The 281-nt window shown below is 69.0% G+C and carries 1 protein-coding gene; it reads right to left on the reverse strand.

The features are described from left to right. On the reverse strand, positions 1–281 hold a 281-nt coding region (locus ISP15_RS18575), incomplete at both ends, for an RHS repeat domain-containing protein (protein WP_404549517.1).

Here is a 281-nt window from a genome sequence, read left to right on the forward strand (position 1 = left end):
CGTTCCAGGCTGTCGTAGACGTATTGCGTGGTCACCGCCGCGCTGGTGCCGGCGCCGGCGGTGACGGTCAGTGTCTTGCCGTCGCCGTCGTAGGTATAGGTGGTGACGCTGCCCACGGCGTTGGTCTGGCTCAGCACGCGGCCGTCGGCATCGTAGGCATACGTGGTCACCGCGCCGGTCGGATCGGTGATGCTGAGCTGCCGCCCTTGGGCGTCCAGGGTGTAGGTGGTGGTGAGGGCCAGGCCGCCGGGATCGACCGTCTGGGTCAGCTGCCTGCCGCT

This window comes from Dyella jejuensis, from assembly GCF_044904675.1.
Classification (GTDB): domain Bacteria; phylum Pseudomonadota; class Gammaproteobacteria; order Xanthomonadales; family Rhodanobacteraceae; genus Dyella_B; species Dyella_B jejuensis.